At 34.2% G+C, this 20530-nt stretch carries 17 protein-coding genes, 1 tRNA gene and 3 pseudogenes; 4 read left to right on the forward strand and 17 right to left on the reverse strand.

The annotated features are described in order from the left end of the window. The 5 genes and pseudogenes from ON07_RS16920 to pdxA all read right to left on the reverse strand — a co-directional run. Positions 1 to 66: pseudogene (locus ON07_RS16920) on the reverse strand (acetyl-CoA carboxylase biotin carboxyl carrier protein); the annotation flags it as partial. A gap of 26 nt (positions 67 to 92) precedes the next feature. Continuing rightward, positions 93 to 1088 carry a beta-ketoacyl-ACP synthase III gene (locus tag ON07_RS03115; protein WP_010228146.1) on the reverse strand — a complete coding sequence of 332 codons (996 nt, stop codon included), beginning with the start codon at positions 1086 to 1088 and terminating at the stop codon, positions 93 to 95. A gap of 171 nt (positions 1089 to 1259) precedes the next feature. Beyond that, entirely contained in the window at positions 1260 to 1457 is a 198-nt protein-coding gene (gene rpmF / locus ON07_RS03120) for a 50S ribosomal protein L32 (RefSeq protein ID WP_010228148.1), read from the reverse strand. 9 nt (positions 1458 to 1466) lie between these two features. After that, a complete protein-coding gene (locus ON07_RS03125; protein WP_010228150.1) occupies positions 1467 to 2009 on the reverse strand; it encodes a YceD family protein in 543 nt (180 codons plus the stop codon). A gap of 95 nt (positions 2010 to 2104) precedes the next feature. Then, positions 2105 to 3151 (reverse strand): 4-hydroxythreonine-4-phosphate dehydrogenase PdxA, encoded by a 1047-nt coding sequence (gene pdxA, locus ON07_RS03130; RefSeq protein WP_010228151.1) that lies wholly within the window; start codon positions 3149 to 3151, stop codon positions 2105 to 2107. Positions 3152 to 3210: 59 nt separating this feature from the next. Between pdxA and ON07_RS03135 the strand changes: the two genes are divergently transcribed. Further along, the gene (locus ON07_RS03135; protein WP_010228152.1) at positions 3211 to 3798 is read left to right on the forward strand and encodes a riboflavin synthase; all 588 of its coding nucleotides are present in this window, start codon (positions 3211 to 3213) and stop codon (positions 3796 to 3798) included. On the opposite strand, the gene ON07_RS03140 is transcribed toward ON07_RS03135, so the two are convergent. The 6 genes and pseudogenes from ON07_RS03140 to ON07_RS03165 all read right to left on the reverse strand — a co-directional run bounded on the left by ON07_RS03140 (position 3795) and on the right by ON07_RS03165 (position 13463). Then, positions 3795 to 4148: a hypothetical protein gene (locus ON07_RS03140; RefSeq protein WP_010228153.1), complete on the reverse strand. Its 354-nt coding sequence runs from the start codon at positions 4146 to 4148 to the stop codon at positions 3795 to 3797. The genes ON07_RS03135 and ON07_RS03140 overlap by 4 nt on opposite strands. 393 nt (positions 4149 to 4541) lie before the next feature. Beyond that, positions 4542 to 9439 (reverse strand): annotated as a pseudogene (locus ON07_RS14355) (DNA repair ATPase). A 108-nt stretch (positions 9440 to 9547) separates the two neighbouring features. After that, positions 9548 to 11614: a flotillin family protein gene (locus tag ON07_RS03150; protein WP_010228154.1), complete on the reverse strand. Its 2067-nt coding sequence runs from the start codon at positions 11612 to 11614 to the stop codon at positions 9548 to 9550. Between the two features lie 12 nt (positions 11615 to 11626). Beyond that, positions 11627 to 12298 carry a hypothetical protein gene (locus ON07_RS03155; RefSeq protein ID WP_010228155.1) on the reverse strand — a complete coding sequence of 224 codons (672 nt, stop codon included), beginning with the start codon at positions 12296 to 12298 and terminating at the stop codon, positions 11627 to 11629. 41 nt (positions 12299 to 12339) lie between these two features. Continuing rightward, on the reverse strand, positions 12340 to 13056 hold the full coding sequence (locus tag ON07_RS03160) for a PspA/IM30 family protein (protein WP_010228156.1): 717 nt from the start codon (positions 13054 to 13056) through the stop codon (positions 12340 to 12342). 11 nt (positions 13057 to 13067) lie between these two features. Next, positions 13068 to 13463: a type III secretion system chaperone family protein gene (locus ON07_RS03165; protein ID WP_010228157.1), complete on the reverse strand. Its 396-nt coding sequence runs from the start codon at positions 13461 to 13463 to the stop codon at positions 13068 to 13070. A gap of 345 nt (positions 13464 to 13808) precedes the next feature. On the opposite strand from ON07_RS03165, the gene ON07_RS03170 reads away from it, so the two are divergent. Beyond that, positions 13809 to 14570 (forward strand): helix-turn-helix domain-containing protein, encoded by a 762-nt coding sequence (locus ON07_RS03170; RefSeq protein ID WP_010228158.1) that lies wholly within the window; start codon positions 13809 to 13811, stop codon positions 14568 to 14570. Between the two features lie 48 nt (positions 14571 to 14618). Here the strand turns inward: ON07_RS03170 and ON07_RS03175 are convergent. Together ON07_RS03175 and mce are read right to left on the reverse strand one after the other, a co-directional pair. Then, a tRNA-Ile gene (locus ON07_RS03175) sits at positions 14619 to 14692 on the reverse strand. A 164-nt stretch (positions 14693 to 14856) separates the two neighbouring features. Then, positions 14857 to 15261 (reverse strand): methylmalonyl-CoA epimerase, encoded by a 405-nt coding sequence (gene mce, locus ON07_RS03180; protein ID WP_029331390.1) that lies wholly within the window; start codon positions 15259 to 15261, stop codon positions 14857 to 14859. A 138-nt stretch (positions 15262 to 15399) separates the two neighbouring features. On the opposite strand from mce, the pseudogene rbfA reads away from it, so the two are divergent. Both rbfA and ON07_RS03190 read left to right on the forward strand, forming a co-directional pair. Then, a pseudogene (rbfA, locus tag ON07_RS03185) lies at positions 15400 to 15793 on the forward strand (30S ribosome-binding factor RbfA). Position 15794: 1 nt separating this feature from the next. After that, the gene (locus ON07_RS03190; RefSeq protein ID WP_010228163.1) at positions 15795 to 16994 is read left to right on the forward strand and encodes an ABC transporter permease; all 1200 of its coding nucleotides are present in this window, start codon (positions 15795 to 15797) and stop codon (positions 16992 to 16994) included. Here the strand turns inward: ON07_RS03190 and dusB are convergent. The 4 genes from dusB to ON07_RS16930 all read right to left on the reverse strand — a co-directional run bounded on the left by dusB (position 16991) and on the right by ON07_RS16930 (position 20512). Further along, positions 16991 to 17983: a tRNA dihydrouridine synthase DusB gene (gene dusB, locus ON07_RS03195; RefSeq protein WP_010228165.1), complete on the reverse strand. Its 993-nt coding sequence runs from the start codon at positions 17981 to 17983 to the stop codon at positions 16991 to 16993. The genes ON07_RS03190 and dusB overlap by 4 nt on opposite strands. Before the next feature lie 93 nt (positions 17984 to 18076). Then, positions 18077 to 18202, reverse strand: a complete 126-nt coding sequence (locus ON07_RS17370) for a hypothetical protein (protein ID WP_262486211.1) — start codon at positions 18200 to 18202, stop codon at positions 18077 to 18079. Beyond that, entirely contained in the window at positions 18195 to 19340 is a 1146-nt protein-coding gene (locus tag ON07_RS16925; protein WP_237708848.1) for an outer membrane beta-barrel family protein, read from the reverse strand. Before ON07_RS16925 ends, ON07_RS17370 begins: the two co-directional genes overlap by 8 nt. Continuing rightward, complete coding sequence (locus tag ON07_RS16930) at positions 19337 to 20512, reverse strand: TonB-dependent receptor (protein WP_237708843.1); 1176 nt, start codon at positions 20510 to 20512, stop codon at positions 19337 to 19339. The genes ON07_RS16925 and ON07_RS16930 overlap by 4 nt, the downstream gene beginning before the upstream one ends. Positions 20513 to 20530: the final 18 nt, after the last annotated feature.

Here is a 20530-nt window from a genome sequence, read left to right on the forward strand (position 1 = left end):
TTTTACTTCGCTAGCGCCAGATTTTGCTACAAACTTGATTAAATTTTGAATTTCTTTTATATCCATAATAAGAATATTAGGGTGTTGGTTTGTTAAGAATTATATGCCCATTTAAGATAGATAGATCCCCATGTGAATCCTCCTCCAAATGTCGCAAATATTAAGTTATCTCCTTTTTTAAATTGTTTTTCGTAATCGCTTAGTAAAAGTGGCAAAGTAGCAGAAGTAGTGTTTCCGTATCGTTGAATATTCATCAATACTTTTTCTTCCTCCAGTTTCATCCGATTGGCCGTAGCACTCACTATACGCTTATTGGCTTGATGTGCAATTAACCAATTTACATCTTCATTGGTTAGCTCATTCTTTTTCATAATCTGCTCACTCACATCGGCCATATTGGAAACTGCATATTTAAATACCGTTTTCCCGTCTTGCTGAACAAAGTGTCTTTTACTGGCAACTGTTTCTTCTGAAGGTGGCATTAAAGATCCACCTGCCTCGATCTTCAAAGAATGTCTTCCTATCCCGTCGCTGCGTAAAATTTCATCTTGAAAACCTAATCCTTCAGTGTTTGGTTCAAACAAAACTGCTCCGGCACCATCCCCAAAGATGATACATGTAGTTCTATCTGTATAATCTATTATAGAAGACATTTTATCGGCTCCTATAAGCAATATCTTTTTGTATCTACCAGATTCTATATAGGCACTCGCAGTAGACATTCCATATAAAAACCCTGAACAAGCTGCTTGTAAATCGTAAGCAAAAGCATTTGTAGCACCTATTTCTGTAGCTACATAAACTGCTGTTGCTGCAACCGGCATATCTGGAGAAACTGTAGCCACTAAGACCATGTCTATTTCTTCCGGATTAATATTTGCTTTGGTTATAAGTTCTTGAGCGGCTTTTATAGCCATAAATGAAGTTCCTAAAGTAGGGTCTTTAAGGATGCGGCGCTCTCTAATTCCTGTTCGTGAAAAAATCCATTCATCATTGGTGTCCACCATTTTCTCCAACTCTTTATTGGATAAAACATCGTTAGGGACATAGGCACCTACAGCGGTAATTGCTGCTGTGATTTTATTCATAAAAATCTAATTTTAAACTCTTTGCAATAGTTTAGAACTATTTCTAAGAGAAAGAAAAGTACTAAAAATTCTTTGAATCGGGTTGCAAAATAAGGCCTTTTTAGGACTTATTCAACTTAAAACAAAAAACTCCCACAATGTGAGAGTTTGTAATTTAGCAAAGCTCTATAATTAGGCTTGTACTTCTTCAGTATTATCTATTAAAACCTGACCACGGTAATATAATTTACCTTCATGCCAATGAGCTCTGTGATACACATGTGCCTCTCCTGTAGTAGGATCTTTTGCAATTTGTGGAACAGTAGCTTTATAATGTGTTCTTCTCTTATCTCTTCTCGTTTTGGAGATTTTTCTTTTAGGATGTGCCATTGCTACGTATTATTTATCGTTTAATAAGTTTTTTAATTTATTCCAACGAGGATCTATATTTTCCTCACTGTCATTATCTTCATTAGTTCCTTTCGGACTTAATTCTTCCAATTTATCGAGTACATCAGATTTTAATGTGCCATCTTCTATACCCGGATGAATTCTTTTATATGGAACTGCTAATACAATAATTTCATACACATATTGTGCTATGTTGATCTCGTATTCCCCATGAGGCAATATTAATAACTCCTCATTTTCATCATTATACTCATCTCCAAAATTCACGACCAATCTAAAACTACTTTCAATAGGCATATTAAAAGGTTCATTTGTGAGATCGCAATTAAGGTTCACAGTTCCCGAAGTTTCAAAAAAAAGCTCCATCATCGTTGCTTTTTTTTCTAGTACTAAATCTAAATGTAGATTTGCACTATTAAAATCTTCGTATTCAAAATATTCAAAGAACGTGCTGCCAATCTCGTAATCAAACTCGTGGCTTCCAATTTTAAGCCCAACAAATGGGATGGTGTATGCCGCTAATTTCCTCATAACATCATCGTTTTCATGCGCCCGCCCTCGAGCTAAAGCAGGTGCAAAGATATAAAATATAATGAATTAACTATTCGTTATAAACAATATTTTGTTTATATCTTTTTTCCTTGTTTTTTCAAGGGGTTTCGAGTGATCTTTTTATATTCCTCCCTCGTTTTATAGATTTCTATGGATTTAAAAACTGCTTCTTTGAACGAATTTATATTGGCACAATCTTTCCCGGCAATTTCAAATGCGGTTCCATGATCTGGAGAGGTTCTAACCTTTCTTAAACCGGCCGTATAATTTACACCTTCTCCAAACGATAATGTTTTAAATGGAATAAGGCCTTGATCATGATAGGAAGCAACTACAGCATCAAAATTCGCGTGATTCTTGGTGCCAAAAAAACTATCTGCTGCATACGGCCCATATACTAAATCCCCTTTGTCTCTTATTTTTTGAAGCGTAGGTTTTAATATTTCTTCATCCTCTTTGCCTATTAATCCATTATCTCCGCTATGTGGGTTAATTCCCAATACCGCGATTTTTGGCTTCGAAATTCTAAAATCTTGCTTCAGCGTTTTGGTAATAGTCGCTATTTTCTTTTCAATCAACTCAGGAGTAATCACATTTGCGATGTCCTTTAAAGGAACATGATCTGTTAGTAAACCTACCTTCAAACTGTCCGATATCATAAGCATTAAACTATCTCCTTTTAGCTGTTTTGCTAAATAATCGGTATGCCCCGGGAACTTAAAATCTTCAGATTGAATCGTGTTTTTATTAATAGGAGCGGTTACTAATACGTCTATCTCATCATTAATTAAAGAATTAGTAGCAGCTTCTAAAGATTTAAACGCATATTTCCCGCTTTCCACATCTTCTTTACCGAAGTTGATATCTACATTCTCCTTCCATACATTTACCACATTGATTTTTCCTTCAATTGCTTCAGCAGCAGATTCCACTCCTTGAAAATTTAGTGAAAGTTTAAAATGTTTCTTGTAAAAATTTAAAGTCTTAACCGAGGCGAAAATAATTGGGGTACAAAAATCCAACATCCTAGAATCTTCAAAAGTTTTTAGAACTATTTCTCCACCAACACCATTTAGATCCCCAATACTAATTCCCAGTTTTATCTTTTGAACGGACTTCATAATTATTCCACTTTTTTATTTATATTTTTACACCACAAATGTAACAATAATCTACAACCATGTTTACTGGAATTGTTGAAGAAGTAGGAGAAATCCTCGAAATTAAGAAAGACAAAGGCAATCTTAATCTTTATGTAGCGGCTGCTATGACTTCAGAATTAAAAATAGATCAAAGTGTGGCTCATAATGGGGTTTGCTTAACGGTAGTTGCTATTAATGATAATTCATATCTAGTTACCGCTATTCAAGAAACCTTAGAGAAATCTAATTTAGGAAACTTGAATGTTGGAGATCCTGTAAATTTAGAACGTGGAATGAAGCTAGGAGCACGATTGGATGGACATTTAGTGCAAGGCCATGTAGACCAAACCGCAGAATGTGTTGCTATTAGTGAAGAAAATGGAAGTTGGGTCTTTACTTTTAATTACAACCCGAGCCTAGGTAATATTACTATCGAAAAAGGCTCTATAACAGTAAACGGAGTGAGTCTAACTGTAGTGAATTCTGAAATCAATCAGTTTAGTGTAGCCATTATTCCTTATACCTATGAGCATACGACCTTTAAAAATCTAGAAAAAGGCGATACCGTAAATTTGGAATTTGATGTAATTGGTAAGTACGTAAAGCGATTGACACAAATGGGTTAAGCTGCTTTTTTAGCTCTCAAATAATAAATCCCAAGCCCAAGCCCTGCAATTAGCAAATAAGGTAATTTAGAATCTATTGGTAATCCCGGCGGTGGCGGCACTCCTTGTCGACAATCTCTAGCGGGTCTACAATCTCCTCTACAAAAACGCTGTCCAGGAGGACAGTTATTTCCTTGTGCCAAAACCTCAAAATTGAAAGAAGAGAACGTGATAAGTACCACAACAGAAATACGCAAAAGCAATTTCGACGGTTTTGAAAAAACACTCAAAAAAGCTTCGCAAAGATTTACTCCGAATAAAAAAACCGCTCTTATCGCTAAGAAGATATAAATAAAGGTTTTTCTCATCATAATTGTGTGCAATTTACTTTATATATAAATCACTTAAAACTTGTCGCGCAATATTAACGTAATAAAAACATATTAAGTTTTAAAAAATTCAAATAATTTACTTCAAGATTTTCAGTAAACATAGCGAGAACCCTATTACAATATTCAATTATTCACTTTTTTTTTAAGCCAATATATTCAGGCTACTAAAATCTAAGGGTTTTTAAACTACTAAATATTAATGATATGGAGAAAATCAAATAAAGTGAATAAAGATACATATCTAAAAATGTTATCAAAAATTAAATTTTAAAATCATATTTAGTAATTAAAATGGACAGGAATATTTAGATTAATTAAAAAAGCCTTTCAAGAAATTGAAAGCTTTTTTAATTAGATTCTACAACTATAATATTATTCTCTTTTTTCGATTCCTGAAACCAAAACCTCTCTAATTCCTTGGAGATTTTCAGAAAATGACATCATTTGAGCAATAATTTGAGACATATCATTTTTATTACCAAAGCCTTTGAGTTTATTGTTTTTAAGAAATATCTCTTTAATATTCAGCCAACGTTGTTCTTGCTCCAAAGATATAGAACCTACAAGCTCTTTATATTTAAGCAAATTGGCCTCCGCCGAAGCTGTTAAAGTTTGAGATTCGCTTTCATAATGAGATAGTAGAAGCTCGTCCAATTCCTTGTCATTCATAATAGGAACAATTTTGGCCACCAATTTATTCATATCCCTATAAGAGCCCTGTAGTTTGAATGAAGGCTCGGTTCTATATTCATCTTCCATCGCAGCACTTTTTATATATGCCGCATTCACTTTCAAAATAGTGTCTCTCAAGGAAACAACTTTTTTCAGCACTGCTTGATATTCTTGAACCTCTTGCGCACTATAGTTGCCTATTAATTGATCATCTTGAGAATTATTTTCTACTCTGTTAATCAATGTATACAAATCCTCGAAATGTGTGCTTCCTAATTGCCGTAATATTGGATTTGCCGTTAAAGAATTTTCGATAAGACTTAGTTTAAATAGATGTTCCGTATCTCCAATAATATCCCCAAGGTTATAAATATTTGCTCGGTTGGCAAGCATATCTGGAATCTTAAACTTTTCACCACTTTCTGTATAAGGGTTTCCTGCCATGATAACACAAAATTTCTTTCCACGAAGATCATATGTTTTAGGCTTGCCATTATAAACTCCTTCTATTTTACGTGAACCATCGGATAAGGAAATAAATTTTTGTAAAAATTCCGGATTACAGTGTTGTATATCATCTAAATATAGCATCACATTATTCTCCATCTCAAAAGCTAAATTCAATTTTTTTAATTCCTCTCTGGAAGCAGAATTATTTGCGGCGGCTGGATCTACAGATGTTATTTCGTGCCCTATTGCTGGCCCATTAATCTTCATGAAAACCAATCCTAACCTATTAGCGATATACTCCATCAAGGTTGTTTTACCATATCCAGGTGGAGAGATTAATAATAACAAGCCCATTCTATCGGTTCGTTTGTTACCACCAACAGTTCCAAGTTGTTTCGCTAGATTGTCTCCAAATAGCGGGAAGTATACTTGATCTATTAGCTTGTTTCTCACAAAAGAGGTCAAAACACGAGGTTTAAATTCCTCTAGCTTCAAATCCGACTTTAATTCTTCGGTTACCTGATGCTTAGCTTCCCGGAAAGCATTATAAGAGTTCACTTCAACATCCACAAAATTTTCTAAGCGCTCTATAAATTTATGGTAATTAAAAATATACTGTCCTTCACTTAAAACACTATGATCACCATGAAGTCCTGTAATTTTTTCTACTGGCAACACCGCCTTAGATTTTGAAACTGATTCGTCCTCAAATAGAATTCGGCATACTACTTCATCTAAATAAATCATCTTAAGATCTATATTCAATGAAGTATCTAGTTCAGAATTGCTTTGTATAAATGCTGAAACCCATTGCTTAATTAGTCTTATTTTTCCTTGATACGTTGGAATGGCTTCAAAACTGGTTCTAAACTTTATATCGGCATTTTGTTTTTTCAATGCGCTAATAAAATTTTCCTTTAAGGTAATAGCTACATTACTCCTTACAAAATCATTATCACTTTGTAATTCTTCAAAAATGTAAGCTGAAATTTTATCACTCAAATCAGGTTCAAATAATTGGGTGTTTTTAGCAAATTCTTTGATATGTAAACCTAATTGATGTATTATAAATTGATATTCCTGAGTATCCGGAAATACTGCAAATACTTCACCCGATGCCTTTATAACTTGATCTAGCTCTGCTATTAATTCTGGCGAAAGGCTATTCCAAAAATATTGAGCATAGGCTCGAAGCTCTGGTCTATATTTTAAAATACCTAACTCGTGATGTTTTCTAATTAGAACCCCTAAGATTTTTGAAGCATCAACGTCGTGAACACCTTTAATATATCCTTCCGAATAGTCTCCACTACTTTCTTCCTGAACAATTTTTAATAGTTGCTCTTGAGTTGCCTTTTGCAATTTAGCCTCTGGAAGTCGCGTGAATAATTTATAAGCTAAATATTCTGATCGGTAAACTAGACTGTTTTCAGACACAAATTCTTGATTCCAATAATCACGAGAATTAAGTAACGTTTTGTGCGTTATTTCCTCATAAAAATCTGTGCCAGTTAAGTGGTAATTCAGCTTTTCGCCCTTTAATATTATAGTAAGATCTAAAGCTGTTTATTAACGCCAAACTTATGTTTTCCAAGTCGAATTACATTTTCCCCATCCTCATATAGCTCTAATTTATCCTTTAATTTTCTTAACGCATCTTCTCTCGCTGTTTTTAGGCTAGTTTCTATTTCCTCAGCTTTACCGCTGTCATCAAGCTCTTTTAGCTGCTCTATTATATCTCTCACTTTGTTTATCATGAGGTCTGCAGCGAAATATCCATTAATCTCAGCAGCACTAGCGAGACTTTCTGACTTTTTTTGAACTCCTTTTAAAATTCGTTCTGATGCATTTTTAAGGGATAAAGCTTTTTTATTTCGCTTTTCTACCAGAGAATTTTTTCTTCCTTCGAAAGCTGAATATACTTCTTCCCTTTTTTCAATAATTCCAACAACAAATTCTTCAAAATCTGCAAATTTACCTTCCAATTCTTCTAATTGAATAGAAATTTTTGTCTGAAATTCATCACATTTTTCCGGCGTAGATGCGATATCAATATAATTGATAATACTTTGGTCTATGAGTTTTAGCTGAGCAGCAAAATCTGCTTTAGCTTCTAGACTTCCCAAGGATTTTTTCTTATTTCTTAAAGCAGATTTAAGTTGATTGAGTGTTGCAAATATCAGAGAGATATTATCTATTATTTTCGTGGAATGCGAAGTATCTTCAATATCTAAGTTGGAAACTATATCTATTAATAATTCAAGGTCTGTAGCAATTTTATTAACCTCTTCTTCCAATGTCTTAGCGTGCACCACCTTTTCAAGCTCTTCTAACTTCGCTTGCTTTTTAGCAACCTCCTCATGGAATGGTTGGAGAGCTTTTTCATTCAAAAGAAACTGCACACAATTGTGCGAGATTTTTTTGGTATATTCTGCAATATCCAATTCCAGTTTCTCCAGATATTCAGTATTTACATACCGAATATCTTTCAAGCTTATTACCTCTCCGCGCAAAGTTCTTAACTCTGTAAGTAATTTTACAAACTCTTGGATGGATTTAAAGGAGGTGCTTTTTATTTTTCCGAAAAGGGAATCTGCGTTCTCACGAATAGTTTTTGTGAGTTTTAAAGCCTGTTTTTTTAGCTGTACAACTTTTTGAAACTCATCTATTGCAGAATTAGCAGCCTTATTAATTTCTATTAAAGGAAGATTTAGCTTTTGGGTTTCCCCCTCCGGCAACCAATAATAAGCATCTAAGATATCTTTAGAGAATTTTGCAATATCCTCGTAAAGTCCGTCATAATTATCTTCCTTATTTAAAAGGGTTACCAAGGCATTTATCTCTGCCATTGCCTTCACAATGTCCTTATTCCCGATTTTAAACAATAAAGTATCTTTATGCTGTGAAGGCATAATGTCACCTTTTAAAAATGGGGTTTGCCAAATTTGAATTATATGGTGCTTAGTTTGCTCCTCTTCCGTTTTAAAATAACATAATTCTCCATTCTTAAGCACGGTAAAACCACTGCAAATAATTGGTGTTTTTATTTCCTGAGAAATAATATTATAGGCCATAAGATTATAAAGTCCCTCTTTGGCCGAATAAAAAATATATAGAAAATCTTCTCCATTGGGAGAGGTTATCTTTTGCTGAAATTTTACATTTGGAATACTGTTATCAAAAATGTTATAAGATCCTGTTTGTAAATAGTAACCGGTTGGAAATATTATTCCTTGATCATCTGGCAATAATACACAAGCATCCTTAATGCTTTCTATTTTTTGAACATCTTGAATCTTATGATTATAAACAAAATATCTCGGTGCTTCCTGAAAAGGCTTAATTTCCAGTGCTATTAAATTACCCAGATTTGCATATTTAAATTGACCATCATCCAATGTCTGATCTATATGCTCTACAGACTCAGATAAAATACCTTTACCATCTTCGGTATTATCTTCAATCTTAATTGTGAGGTCTCCCCCAATAGTCTCTACAAAAACTCGATCTAAAATTGAAACATGTGAATGCACTCCATGGCGATGCATTTCTCTTGAAACCTCTAACCATTTGAATTCGTGCTGCTGCGGAAATTTAAATTCGTGATCACTTCTATTATCTACATAAGTAAGCGTGCTATCTTTTATGAGCCATTTAAAAGTTTTAATATCTGAAGCGCTTTCACTTAATTGAAACACCATATGCAAGTAATTACCTATTATAGCAAACTTGGAAAAAACTGTGTTTCTATAGTATTTATAAAGATTAGTGAAATCTGTTTGAAAGACCTCATCGTTAATTAAATCTAATGCCTTAGGTTCAAATTTATTTTCTTTGAATTCATAAATACTAAATACATCAGATAAATTTATGTCTGTGCGCAATCCAAAATGGACATTATAACCAAATAGACAAACATTGTTTAATGAAACTATATCACTAGCGATGCAATTATTCTCTGTATTAATTCTATCGTTAGCAATAAGTTTAGTCTCTATAGATCCAAACACATTCTTTCGTTCTTCATTCAATAGTGCAACTTTTTCTTGCAGCTCTGCCTTGTGCTTTCTTAAACGGTTCTGAATGATCTCGTAGGTGCCACCATCTAGTGATTGTGTTTTCTTATCTGGAATAGATTGCTCTGCCATTATATTTGTACTGATTTCAAACGTAAGTTATATCGATGTTGTAATACTTAGAGAATCGCCGAAAAAGTATTCCGGCGAAGTCTAAGAATTTTTTCTGAAACTGGAGTGCTATTTCAGTTTTTTATCCGAGAGACCTAGGCTCTTTGCCATATCCAATAAACCGCCAAAAATGGTATGTTCTTCAGCATCATTAGATTTTTGTTTAAGATCCATCAAAAGCTTCGAAATAGTTAGATTTTTTATGTCTTCTGAAGAGATTCCATATTTATCTGCAAAGTCTTTTACTCGTTCTAGTAAATTAGCATGAACATCCCCATTACCTAAAACTGCATCTTTAACATCCTGAATATTAGTGCTATTTTCAACCAATCTATCATAACCCTTGGCTTTAGTAATTTGACCTATAATTTGATCGAAGAACATGGTTTCACCACCAACGATGTCTATTTTAGCAGCTTTTAATGCATCTCCTATAACTTGTGCTTGAGCATCTGCAATATCTTTTTGAATATTAATATGTGCTAGATCTACCTGCAGATCTTTATCTAAACGCAACTTAAACTCCTCATGCTCTTTTCCAACACCATCTAACTTTTTCATGGCATTAGCTTTCTCCTCGATACCAGCGGCATCGGCAAGTGCTTTTTCCTTTATAACTGCAGCTTCAGCAAGACCATCCTTACGTTTAGCATCGGCTTTGGCTTCCATTCCAGACGCTTCAGCTTTAGCTTTCTTTTCAATAATACTTGCTTCCACAATTCCTTGTCGCTCATTCGCATCAGCCTTTGCATGCATCACTTGAGCTTCAGACATACCAACAGTAGCTTCCTCTTTCGCTTGCGCCTCTGCTAAAATTTTACGAGCATCTGCTTGCTTCTCACTAGCTTCTTTATGTGCTAATGCTTCAATATTTATTTCTTCTGCTTTTTGTTTTGCAGCTTCCTTTTGTGCTTCTGCAGCCTTAATTGTGGTTATTAAACTTTCTTCAGCATTTGCTTCAGCAATCGTGATCTTCACTTGTTTATCCCTATCTGCAGTTTTAAAAGCTTGAATATCTTTCATATTTTCCTGCTCCTCTACCACTCCTTTTTCTAAGGTAACGCGATCTCTAATTACATCCTGAATATTCTTCTTCTCTACTTCAACAACTTTCTCCTTTTCAATCTGAGCCAGAGTGACAACTCTTTCACGCTCTGTTGCTTCTAATAAACGATCCTTTTCTACTCGTTCCGTTTCAACAGCTTCAGTGCGTTCTTTATTTTTGGCCGCTACGATAATTTGGCGCTCCATATTCTCTTCTGCAACTTTTACTTTCTCCTGAGTGAAAATTCTAGCAGTTTCAGATTTAAGGCGTTCTTCTTCTCCAACCTTGAGCGTTTCTGCTTGTTCACGAGACATGATATTAGCAATTTCCCGTTTTTGCTGCTCTTCTTTTTCTGCCAATTGCTTATCTAATTCAAGAATTGCCTCTCTCGCCTCTACATCCTGTTTACGAATTGTTTTTTCTTCATCTCGTTTAATAAGATTCGCTTTAACATTTTGAATCGCAGTTAGCTCGGTAATCTTTTTAATACCTTCAGCATCTAGAATATTGTCTGGCTTAAGCTCTGTAACAGAGGTTTGTTCCAAAAAGTCGATTGCACAGTCTTCTAGAGTATATCCATTTAGGTCTGTTCCAATAATATCTACGATCTCATCCCTAAACTCGCGACGAGCCTCATAAAGCTCAATAAATTCGAATTTTTTACCAACTGTTTTTAAAGCTTCAGAAAATTTAGCTTCAAAAAGGTCTTCTAAAGTTTCAATCTTCGATGCTCGTTCCACACCTATGGTTTGAGCCACTTTCTTAATATATTCTACATCATTATTAACCCTAACAAAGAAAGCAACTTTAATATCTGCACGCATATTGTCCTTACAAATAAGACCTTCATGCGCAATTCTTTCTATTTGTATCTTTTTAACCGATACATCCATAATTTCTACTTTATGGAAAACCGGTACAACATACATCCCTTTATCGGTTGCTACTTTGGTCCCTCCAAATCCGGTACGTATTAGCGCTTGTCCCTGAGGAACTTTTCTATAGAACATCGCAATGATTGCGAAGTAAACTATAATAAGAAATAATAAGACACCTAAACCTATGCCTATAATTGGTAAAATTGAATTCATAAAATTGGTTATTTAATCGTTATATGATTGAACTAAGTAATAATTTGAGTCTGAAGATCTTTTTATTATTAAAATATTAGACCCATATGTTAAGGGCTTTCCGGTTAAGGATTTCACATAGATAGACATAGAATTTCCATCCACCTTCACCTCTGCATTTCCCATTTTATTTTCTGAAATAGAAGACAATAACACTCCTTGTCTTCCCAGAAAATCTATAGCCACATCCCCATCTTTATTAAGGTTTTTGAAAAATCCCTTAAATGGTGTTGTAAAGAGTTTATTAATGAATAGTGCCGGAAACAAAGCTAGCAGCATAATCAAAAACCCAAAAACGTTATCATAAGAATAGGTGATGGCCGTTGTAATCGTTGTCATGAACCACCATAGAAAAATCCAACAAGTAAATGTGAACATAAATGGCAGACCTACAAAATTGAAGTAAATAAGAAAAATTTGCCACCATTTTAAGGGTTTCCTGCGCTTCCCAATCACATCATCTTGATTAATCTCTGCATTAGAAATATCTTCAAAATCCATATTTCCGCCTTCAATACCAGAATCTACTTCCAAATCTGCATCAAGGTCTACATCTATATCAAAATCAAGATCGAAATCTAAGCCTCCTATCATGGTGATTATCCAATATAGGATAAGCACTATTAAAAGAATGCTGAGCACCATGTTGACTTCAGAAAATAGTATATTTAATAAATCTGTCAATATTAAGAGTCTTTAGAATTACTTAGACCTAATTGATTTTTGAGTTTTTCTAGGTCATCATTGGCCTTGGCTTTGGTTGTATCGGCTGCTTTATCAATTTCATCATCAATAGATTTGGAAGCATTTGCAATATCTCCATACGCCTCTGCCAACGCCTCTTCCTGAGCAACTTTCTCCTTCATTCGTTCCAACATAGAAACAGTTCCGGTACTATCCAGTTCAGCCATTTGCTTGTTCAAACTTTTGGTTGCATTGCTTACTTTAACGCGGGCTTTTAATGTTTTTAATTCATTCTCCCAGTTCCCAATATTGGCTTTAATAGTTTGAATGTTCTTTTGAAGTTGAGCGACATTATTATCGAATTTTGCCGACTCTTCCTTTGCGCGAATCATTTGTTGATCTGCCATCTCCTTTTGAACCAAGGCTTCTTTAGCCAGTCTATCTGCCTCTGCGCTTTCCATTTCTTTGGAGTGCCCTTTCTTTAAAATGATAATCGCTTTATTCTGGTATTCTTCAGCTTTATTTTGAAATTCATCCTGATCGTTTTTTGCACGTATGGCCAAGGCCTTTACTTGAGCCAAAGCTTCTAGACTTTTATCTAGATCAAGTTTCATATCTCGAATTCCTTGTTCGGTCATTTTAATAGGGTCTTCCATATTATCTATGGCAGAATTTGTTTCTGCTTGACCAATTTTAAATAATCGTTTAAATAAGTTCATAGTTGTATTTTTTAATATTTAGAAAATTCGATGATTTGCTCTGAGTACTCACTCATTAATAGGCTTAGGGAATTTAAGCTTCCTTCGAGCTCATTTAAATCCATGTTCTCTATTTGAAGAGTGTCCCTAAAGATAACTTTCTCTCCGCTTTCGTCTAGAACAAATGCACCGTGAATAATATCTCTGTTTTTTTGTAATAAGTCTTTAAAAATTCGCTCCGACTCATTGTTAATTTTGAAAATAAATTGCTCCATAATCAAAATTGGAGGAGCTATTCCTAAGATTAAATTTCTAATTCCAGCTTCTTGTTTTTGAACTACAAGAATTCCATCGTCAAGGTTTTCCCTTGTTATATTGAAATTTAAATCCAGTAAAAAATCTCGGGTAATAGTTAGATGATTCTTCATGTAAAATTTATAACGGTTAAAGGTAAATAATTACAAAGGTTAATAATACGAAAAAAGAATAATGCTATGGCTATAATTTTGAAATAGCCCAAGATGCAATGTGAAAAATTAATACTATCATTTTTGGTTAATTTAGTGGTTAATAATTGTTTTTTTGATGTACAGACGTAATAAAGCCTCATTAAAGCCGGCATTTTAACAAAAACTAATTATAGAAAAACTGTGACATCTTAAAATTTATCGAATAAAATTGCTAAATAGATTAGCTATAATTAAATCATTTAGCTAATTTCGTTAGACTAATATACAATTAATTTTTAGTGTTGCAAATATAATTAGCAAATTATGTCATGTTTTGGAAAAAATATTCGAAAAATTCGAACGGTTAAAACTTTAAGTCAGCAATCTTTTGCCGAGCTTTTCGATTTAAAACGCGGAACATTAGGGGCTTACGAAGAAGGAAGAAGTGAGCCAAAAATAGAGACGATTATTAAGATTGCTAATTATTTTAGCATACCCATAGACGATTTGCTCACTAAAGAGTTAACCGTAAATAGCTTATTAAAGTTTAAGGGAGAAATTCCTGAAGATCAAGAAGAGCTTATCAAAGAACAATTTGCTACAATACCCTGTATTACTCCAAAAAACAACAGCGATTATATTACTTATTTTGGCAAAGCTCATTTTATTAAGAGTATGCCTTGTTTGCAATTACCTATTAATATTGAAAAATCATTTAGAGGCTATACCGTTAATAGCCTAGAAATGAGCAACAATGATAAAGGCTTATTTCCAAAAGATATTGTTATAGGAGAATTTGTTCCTAAAAAAGTTTATAAAAAAATTAATAATGGAGTGTTAGTCTTGGTGCTAGCTGACAAACAATTGATTTTAAGAAGACTCTTTATAACAGATGAGACATTAGTTTTAAGAGCAGACCATAAAAATGTAGAAGAACTTTCCTTCAATCTTAAAGACATCAAAGAAATGTGGCGTATTCGCTATATTTTTTATCACCGTATTCCAGAGGTGACCGATGGAATTGAGGATAAATTATTGTTTTTAGAACAAGAGTTTGAAAAACTTAAGTCCTCCAGAAAAATTTAACCTAAGAAAAAAGCCTCTCAATTTCTTGAAAGGCTTTTTTAAATTCTGTGGTCCCACCTGGACTCGAACCAGGGACCACCTGATTATGAGTCAGGTGCTCTAACCAGCTGAGCTATAGGACCGGCTCAATAGGTGTAATGAGGGCGCAAATTTATGTAATTGCTTTTTAGTGAACAAGCATTTTTTGAAGAATGTTTCTTAGCCTTCCTCCCCAACAACACTAATACATTTAGGTTCAGCTTAGAAATTAAAATACAAACACCTTTTTCTACTTATTTATGCACGCTTAGTCAGGTTTTTCTTGGCACAATTCTACCAAAACCCCGTTAGCAGATTTTGGATGCATAAAGGCCACTAGTTTGTTATCTGCTCCAGATTTAGGAAAATCATTGAGTAAAACAAAGCCTTCTCCTTTTAACCGATCAATTTCAGATTGGATATCTTCAACATTAAATGCAAGGTGATGAATCCCTTCCCCACGCTTCTCCAGAAATTTAGCAATAGGACTCTCCGGGTTTGTAGCTGCCAATAATTCAATTTTGCTGTCGCCAACCTTGAAAAATGAAGTGTCTACGCCTTCACTTTCCACCTTTTCTGTTTTATAACTAGCTACTCCCATAATAGCTTGATACGTTTTATTGGCTTCCTCTAAATTCTTAACAGCGATACCAATATGCTCTATTTTATTCATTCCTTGAGTTTTGTATTCTATAATTACTTCAGTAATTAGGCTCAACTTGTGGTTGACTTGCTTTTTACTTTTTTGTAACTTCTATCATATTTCCGATTATAAAAATACTATAATCTTTAAATATGCTACTTTTGCAAGATGGAAACAAATAGACAAAAAAAAAATAGGTGGGGTTTTGCAACAGGATTTAGCTGAAATCCTTCAAAATCACTTGAGAGATTCTGGGGTAAAGGGAGTTTTGATCTCTGTTTCTAAAGTAAAAGTAACCACAGATCTTTCTATTGCAAAAGCATATTTGAGTGTTTTTCCTTCAAAAAATGGGGAAGCAATCTTAAATGATTTAAATGAGATAAAATATAAAATTAAACATGAGCTTGCACAGCGCACAAAAAATCAGTTGCGCAGAATGCCGGATCTCACATTTTATTTAGACGATTCTTTGGAATATATAGACCAGATTGAAAAATCTATGAAAGGGGAGCACAATCCTATTTCTTCACCAGATCTTTTAGACAAAAGGAAAAAATCTTAAATTGAATTTCCCCTTTTATATCGCGAGACGTTATTTGTTCACCAAAAGTTCGAATAATGCCATCAATATAATTACCATAATTGCTGCGATTGGGGTTTTTGCAGGTGCTTTTTCGTTATTTATAGTACTTTCAGGATTTTCAGGATTAAAAGATTTCAGTCTTTCTTTTACTAATGAATTTGATCCCGATCTTAAAATTCTTCCAGAAAGCGGGAAAACTTTTGACTTTTCTGAAGCTGAAAAAGTACGATTACTCGCAATTGAAGGAGTAAAAGCCTATTCAGAAATTATAGAAGAAAGAGTCTTTCTTGATTACAAATCTAAAAATCAGCCTGCTTTTATTAAAGGTGTAGATGCCAATTATAGAAAGGTGAACTCGATTGATAGTGCCATTGTTTTTGGTACTTGGCTAACGCAAAGTGAATTTCAGGTAGTTGCCGGAAATGGGATTTCCAGATTACTTTCTTTAAACACCTTCGATTATAATAATCTTTTGGATATCATGGTTCCTCGCCCGGGAAAAGGGCAAATCACAAATACCACACAAGCTTTCAATAAAGAAAGTGTAATAGTGACCGGGATTTACAGCTTAAATGAAGAATTAGATAATAAATATATTTTTACTAATATTCAATTTGCTAGAGACTTATTGGAAATAAAGGAGGGACAGGTTTCTGCGATTGAGCTTAAAGTAGATCCAACCGTCGATCTGGAATTAATTAGAAGTGAAATTGGAACTGTTTTCGATAATAACGTAATTATTAAAGATCGGGCGCAGCTAAATGAAACGCTCTACAAAATGCTAAACACCGAAAATCTTGCGGTATATCTTATTTTCACCTTGGTTTTAATTATCGCCTTATTTAACGTGATTGGATCAATTATAATGGTGATCTTAGATAAGAGAGAAAATATTAAAACGCTTCACAATCTTGGAGCTACCAAAAAATCGATAAGAAATATCTTCTTCTTACAAGGCTCGTTAATGACCATTGTTGGAGGATTTTTAGGGTTGCTTTGCGGATTGATTCTAATCTATCTTCAGCTACAGTATAATTTTGTAATGATTACTCCTAGCCTGCCTTATCCTGTAAAGATTAAAGCTGAAAATATAATTCTGGTATTTTTAACTATTAGTATACTTGGGGTTTCTGCATCCTATATTGCAGCTAGTAGAAGTAAAAGCGCGCTCGATTCTTAAGCGAATTCAAATCCTGAGAATTCTCTTTCCACCTCATCAAAAGCAGCAAAAACATCTACTGAATCATCGCTAGTTACCATTTTCATTCGGTATTCCTTGAAATGTGGGATGCCTTTGAAATAATTGGTATAGTGTCTTCTAGTTTCAAAAACACCTAATTTCTCACCTTTCCAATCTATAGACATTTGTAAATGACGTCTTGCAGCATCTACACGCTCCTCTAAAGTTGGAGGGTCTAAGTGTTGGCCCGTCTCAAAGAAATGTTTCACTTCTCTGAAAAACCAAGGATATCCTATACTAGCTCTCCCGATCATGGCACCATCTAAACCGTATTTATCACGCATTTCCATGGCTTTCTCCGGCGTATCTACGTCTCCATTCCCAAATACCGGAATATGCATTCTTGGGTTCTCCTTTACTTTTGCTATTGGAGCCCAATCGGCATTTCCTTTATACATCTGCACTCTGGTACGCCCGTGAATGGAAATAGCTGCACAACCTACATCTTGTAGGCGTTCGGCAACCTCTACTATTTTAATAGAATCTGTATCCCAACCCAAACGAGTCTTTACGGTAACCGGTAAGCTTGTATGCTCCACCATGGCTTTGGTAAGAGAAACCATGAGGTCTATATCCTTTAAGATTCCAGCTCCGGCTCCTTTAGAAACCACTTTTTTAACCGGGCATCCAAAATTAATATCGATAATATCCGGTCCAGATTTTTCAACTATTTCTACAGATTGTAGCATAGATTCTAAGTTAGCACCAAAGATTTGGATGCCAACCGGGCGTTCTTTTTCGTAGATATCTAATTTCATCACACTCTTCGCGGCATCGCGAATAAGCCCTTCAGAAGAAATAAATTCGGTATATACTACATCTGCACCCTGCTCTTTGCATAAGGCACGAAAAGGTGGATCACTCACATCTTCCATTGGTGCAAGCAACAACGGAAATTCTCCCACATCTATGTTTCCAATTTTAGCCACTACTTCTTATTTAAGTGCTGCAAAATTAAGAAATTAGATCGAGTTTGCTAATAACTAAATTTAGGATTGAAATGTCTTTCAGAAAAAAGACTTCTACATCATCTGTTGCGCTTCCAATCGCTCTTTTTCTTCGGCATCTAAAGAGCGTTGGTTATCACGCAATTTAAAGTTTCCAAATTTGTACAGAATTCCAAAGCGAATGCTTCTAGACTCAGGCATCGCAAAAAAATGAATTATCCTGATTTAGATAATTGGAACTTAAAGGAATGTTATAAGAATCTAAAAGATCTTCTACATTTACTGTGACGCTAAGTCTATCATCGTAAAAGGTTTTTCTTAAACCCAATGATATTCCATATTGAGCCTCATCAAAATCGTAAGAGCCTGCAATAAAATCTGGTGAATAAGTCGCAGTTAAATTTCCTGTAAAGGTTCCATCCTTAGAGATAGTTAAAAAATTAGAAGCGCTTAGGTACACACTTGTTGTCTCATTTTGGACAATTTGATTTCCGCTTTCGTAAGCGACAAATTCATTTTCTAATTTAAAAACGGAGCCATAAAAATATAAATACCACCAGTCTTTAATATAATCGTAATAAGAAACGTCAAAACTGAATTGTTGGTCGTATCTAAGATTATCTGTAATAGATCTCAAGGTTCTATTTTCATTGTTCTGAAAAGGCAAAATAGCATTGGCATCATCTGTTCTATCCCAATAAACATCAAAAGATAGTTTGTTCTTATACGTATAATTCAAGCTAATCTTGTTCGCTATTCCCGGTTGCAGATTAGGATTTCCTAACTGAAAATTATTTTCGTTTAGGAAATAACGATACGGATTCAAACTTTGAAATCTCGGTCTTGTAATTCTTCTGCTGTAATCCAATCCAAAAGAATGATTTTCTCCAACTGTATGCATCAAGTAGAATGTAGGAAATAACTCAAAATACTCTTGAGTGTTTACAACTCCCAAAGAATTGGATTGCCCTTCAATATCTGTATACTCTCCACGTAATCCTCCTTTAATACTCCAGGTGTCCCAATCTTTTGAAAGACTTACGTATCCTGAAAAAATGTTTTCATTATAATCAAATTCATCTGAAAAAGCATCTACAAAATTCCTATTTCCGGTATTTGTATCAAAAAAATCCAATCCGCTTTGAGAATCTATTCCTGAATATTTTGCACCATATTCCGAAGCCAAGCCAGCAATGGTAGAAGTAAAATCGATTTGTCCTGTATAAATATCTGTATTCTGATTAGACACGGTATAAAATGAATTATCATTCAATAGATCTCCGGAATTAGAAAAATACTGAGTCATTAGATCTTGAGTTTGATCGTCGTTATATTTTATATAATTGGCTTGCGCAGAGAAAGTGCTTCCATTCTCACCGAGCTTGTCGAATAATTTGCATTAAATAAGTAATTATCTCGTTCGTTCTCTAACCTACTATCTGTAGTATATAAAGAATCTAATTGGTTTTGTGCGCTTAGAATCTCAGTTCTTCCATTAATGTCTGAATCTGCTTTAGGAGTCAGCAATAAATTGGCGCTTAAGCTAAGTTTGCTTTTTTCTGAAAGGGTAAAATCTAGAATAGTGCTTAAACTATGAGAATCTCTATTAGTCTCTTTATTAAATTCATCTTCCCATCTGGAAGCAACATTTCCTGCGGGATCAAAAAAGTTGATTTTTCCCAAGTCTTGCTTTACATCGGTTCTTGTATTGTAATTGTAACTTGCAAAAGCATTTAACCAATCGGTTTTGTAATATTGGCTAGTTCCTACTGAATACTTAGGTTTTATGGCGATAGTATTGGATGCATTTACACTTCCTTTATAACCCACAGAAAGGTTTTTAGAAGTTATAATATTCAAGATAGCTCCACCCTCAGCATTATATTTTGCAGGAGGATTGGTAATTACCTCCACAGATTTCACATTCTCTCCTGAAAAGCCTTCTAATAATTGCTGAAGTTCTTGTGCCGTTAAATAAACTTTATTGTCGTTAATATAAACATCTGCAGGCTTATTCTTAATAAGAAGTTGTCCCTGACTTACAATTACACCCGGAGTTCGCTTCAATATTTCATAGGAATTCCCGGAGGAAAGAATAGAATTTTCCACATTAAAAGTCATCCTATCGATGCTTTTAGAAACTGTAGGTTTTTTTGCAGTAACCGTAACTTCATCTAGATTTGAAGCCGATTCTACAAGCGTTAATTTTCTGAGGTTTGTATTCCCTTTTACTTCAATTTTTTTCTGAAAATTCTCATAACCAACAAATCGAACTTCAATAATATATTCATTATCCTCGACCTCTTCGATTAAAAAACTTCCGTCCTCTTCAGAAACAGAACCTTTATAAACAGTAGTAGAATCGCTAGCTTGCAATAAGATTACATTGGCAAATGGAACGGCCATTTGATTTTCGTCTATTACAATTCCTTTTACGGAATTCTGTGCGTTGGTTGTGAATGATAGTAGGGAGATCAGACAAAGAAATGGGGTAAAATAAAAATTTTTCATTCTGAAAATTTGGGAGGT

Origin of the sequence: Gillisia marina (genome assembly GCF_000258765.1) — a bacterium.
Lineage (GTDB): Bacteria > Bacteroidota > Bacteroidia > Flavobacteriales > Flavobacteriaceae > Gillisia > Gillisia marina.